Source organism: Capnocytophaga sp. oral taxon 338 str. F0234 (genome assembly GCF_000192225.1).
Classification (GTDB): Bacteria; Bacteroidota; Bacteroidia; order Flavobacteriales; family Flavobacteriaceae; genus Capnocytophaga.
Window position 1 is genome coordinate 475,227 of record NZ_GL872413.1, and the last position, 3,969, is coordinate 479,195.

At 34.8% G+C, this 3,969-nt stretch carries 3 protein-coding genes; all 3 read left to right on the top strand.

Going from position 1 to position 3,969, the window contains the following annotated elements; all coding sequences use genetic code 11:
• Positions 1-2,553 (top strand): phage baseplate assembly protein V (locus tag HMPREF9071_RS12340; protein WP_009744923.1); only part of this gene is annotated, 2,553 nt, incomplete at its 5' end.
• The gene (locus tag HMPREF9071_RS02255) at positions 2,550-3,431 is read left to right on the top strand and encodes a hypothetical protein (RefSeq protein WP_162859666.1); all 882 of its coding nucleotides are present in this window, start codon (positions 2,550-2,552) and stop codon (positions 3,429-3,431) included. The genes HMPREF9071_RS12340 and HMPREF9071_RS02255, both read left to right, overlap by 4 nt.
• A gap of 17 nt (positions 3,432-3,448) precedes the next feature.
• The gene (locus HMPREF9071_RS02260) at positions 3,449-3,802 is read left to right on the top strand and encodes a DUF4280 domain-containing protein (protein WP_009744925.1); all 354 of its coding nucleotides are present in this window, start codon (positions 3,449-3,451) and stop codon (positions 3,800-3,802) included.
• The last annotated feature ends 167 nt before the right edge of the window (positions 3,803-3,969 follow it).

Below are 3,969 nucleotides of genomic sequence, written 5' to 3' on the forward strand. Positions count from 1 at the left end.
GAATATATCGCTTACGATTTCCATAGGGCTGAAGTTTATAAGATGGAAGCGAAAGATGCCGCTTGTGAATACAAAAACAATCCTATACAGACGGATGCCAAAAATGCCTCAAAAAAACTCTTTAAAAAAACACCTCAAAAGTACCATTCAGCTACATCATTAGAACAATCGTACATAGATTTAGAAGAAGTAGTGCGTCAGGAAAGAGATTTAAGAGAGCTATCACTTAAAGTAACAGGGCGCAGTCGCGACCCACGCCTAAGGATGAACACCTTTGCTTGTCTTACCGACATCAATGCCCGCGCAATGGAGACCTATAGAGTGATCAAAATATCACACTACCACAGCGGGATGAACTATGAAAATAGCTTTGAGGCTATCCCTATGATGCGCACGCCTGCGGATTACAATGCCGAGGCTTTCCCCAAAGCAGAGCAGCAACCTGCTATCGTTAAAGATAACAACGACCCACAAGGAATGGGACGTGTACGGGTACAGTTCTTTTGGCAGAAAGGCGATGAGCTAAGCCCGTGGATCAGAATGATACAACCCTACGCAGGCAATGGCAAAGGTTTTTATTTTATCCCCGAAGTGGGTGAAGAAGTAATGGTGGATTTTGAGAACGGCAATGCCGAACGACCTTTTGTGCTGGGGGCGCATTATAATGGCGCGGCAAAGAGTGGGTATAAACCAACGACCAAGGCTATACATACTGAGAGCGGTACAAAAATTGTACTTAACGATGAAGATGGGAGTATAAAAATTGAAGATGCAGTAGGCAACAGCCTCATTTTTGATGGCAATCAAAAGATAACTCTCAGTAGTTCTATTTTTGAAATCAATACCCAGCAGATGCTCATTAGAGCCACTGATAAACTGCACATTACCACAAATAACTATGTGCTGAACGTACTTAGTCAGTTGTATATATTTACCGCTTGGATGAAACAGAAGGTGAGTGGTTTTATGCAGGTATTTAGCAACACTGCCCTTATCAAGAGTACCAACACCCTTGATATTGAAGCCAAGGAAGCCAAACTCTCAGGCAAAGAGTGTGCAGTGCTCGACTCAAAGAAGAAGGCGGTGGTCAATAGCTTGGGGGTAGCTCAGTTGCAAGGCAAACTGGGAAATGAGTACAGCAATAATGGGCAAGGGATAGCGCAAGCTAAAACCGAAAGTATTAGCAATGTGATAGTTGAATTTAGACCTTTAAGCACGTGGCAGGGAGAGTTTGGCTTTGATTGGCTACGTATAGACGATGGAGCTGCTACTCTTGAAACACCTTATTATGTCTGTTTGCAAAATGGTTATGAGAAGCCCACAAAAAGGGATCTAAATACTGAGTATGAAAGTAAGGGGGAAGCGTTTAAAGAACTTGAAAAAGAATATCAAAAAATCACAATCAGAAGGGCTAATACACCTCTGTTAACGAAATATTATGTACCTTGGTTAAATATTTACCCAGAAAAAATTAGCAATACAGTTAATACAACTCCTCAACCTCCTTGTGAAGTAGAGCTAAATATTTTATTAGATATAGAAGGAATTTCTCCAGATCAAATACGTATAGAGTTTAATAAAAAATATTTTAGAATTGATGGGAAAGATGGGACGGATTCTACTCCTGTATTGATTACTGATACAGGAGTTGGGAACAAAAGAAAAATACAACAAACAATAAAAATAAAGTGTATTGAAGAGTTTGAAACACAGCAGTCTATTGTTGTATATGCTTATCCACAAGGTTCTATGTTAAAAACGGTTGAGGAACAAAAAATAGAGCGTAAATTAGCAGGTAAAATTATTGTATGTCCTAATAGCAATAAAGAAAAAATCAGGAATAGAAGATATATAAAAGTTGTATTAGTCAAAGTAAAAACAAATATAGATGGAATTTCACGTATGGGAGGCTTTGGTAACACACAAGATACATTAGGAGAAAAAGATACTTTACAGCAGTTTTTTTATCAAGCATTAACTTATGCTAAATTAATAGAAACAACAAAAGATAATCAAGGCAATACAATAGATATTATCTTAGATTTATCAAATGATAGAGATTTTAAGCTTCATAGAGATAATTTAGGAATCCCTATAAATTCAGTATTTATAGATAATAATGGGAATATTAGGGATAATGATAATTTGATAAGTATATTAAAGCAAAAATTTAATCAGCAAACCTCTAATAAATATATGAAAGACTTAATTATTTTTGCTTTTGATGAAACTTGCCCAAATTCAAGAGATCCTCGTTATGTTATTAATGGTTTTGCAGACCATATTAAAATGGGAAATAAAACTATTTTCAAAAAAGCTTTAGTACTTTTTAATACACGTAAAGATAAGACTTTATCTCACGAAGCATTACATACAATGGGATTATTCCATACTCATAGAGATGGAACTATATATGATTCAGATCAAAAATTTATTTTTACAAATGGCAATGATGACCCTATTAATGCAACAGATAATATAATGAGCTATAATAGAATAAGACGAAGTACTTGGCATTGGCAATGGAAAATCATAAAAAGGAATGCAAGATGAGAAAGATAGTATTCGTAATTATATTTTGTTTTATAATATCTTATTGTAAAGCACAAATTGACACAATAAATAAAAATATTATGGAGTATTTTGATAAAAATAAATATAAAAATTGGGAACTTGTAGAGAAAGTTTCTAGTGCAACAGATAAATACTATAAGAAAGATACTTATTGGGTTAGAGTTCTTTTTTATAAGGGAGAATATACAGAGGAAATACAGACAATAGGTTCTTCTTTTAAGTTATATAAATATTATCATAAAAATGAGCTACTACATCGTTCTGTAAAAACCTTTTATAACTTCCCAATAGGAGAATCTATTGAATATGATGAAAATGGGAATTTAATAGAAAAAGTAAATTATGATAAAAATTATTCTTTTTCAGTAGATAGTCTTTGTGAATTAATTAAAATGGAATATGGTGTCAATTTAAGAATTTTATCCACTGATAATTTTCTTAATTATAGAGTTGAAAGAAGATATGATGATAATATTAAAAAATATCTCTATATAGTTATTTTTGCAGTAAATGATAATGGTGAAGGTGTTATGGGATTCCCTATAAAATGTATCTATATAGATAGTAATACAGGAGAGATTTTATATGAAAAAGCTGAACATTTAGATCGTCCATATAGTGATAGAATTCCAAAATCAAAAACTTTTTTTCCTCAGAAAGATGATAAAAAAAAGAATTCAACTTCCCTCTTCATAGAAGAAACTACCCCTCCTAAAGAATTAGGCGTACCTTATAAACAAGGCGGCTATTACCCTCCTGGCACTTACCGCCTTTATAACGATAGGGCTTTCACTAAAAAAGAGTGGGAACTATATGTAAAAACACGCCCTTGGTGGGAAAGGTTATTTCTAAGTTAATTTAAAACTTAATCATTATGCCACAAATCATCACCAATACCGCAGAACTCAGTTGCAATCAAGGTACAGCAACGAGTAAGCTCAATGTTACAAGTCAAGATTTTGTAACTATTGAGGGTAAAGCTATGGCTACTGAGGAAGATAAACAGGCTAATGCCAATATACTGCCTTTTAAGCAATGTAAGCTAAAACCTGCCTCAAGCGGTTATTTACCTTGTGTGCCTGCACCCATCAAATGGGAAGATACGGCTGAGAAAGACACTATCAACGGGCAAAAAATACTTACAGAAAACTCCTATTGTATGTGCTCAGTAGGTGGTAAAATCACCATAAAAGACAAAGGGCACAACGAAAATCACAATGCAGAATGACCTAATCGCTACGACTTCGGAGTGCCACATTCTGCGCCCCCTTGCGCACAAGTAGTTTTGAGCAGCCTAAAAGGTTTTCAGCTGCTCAAAACACAACTTGCTACCATCTGGTGATGGTAAAACATAGCCCAAAGGGCTATATTTAACGTGAGTTCGATTTAAGCAGT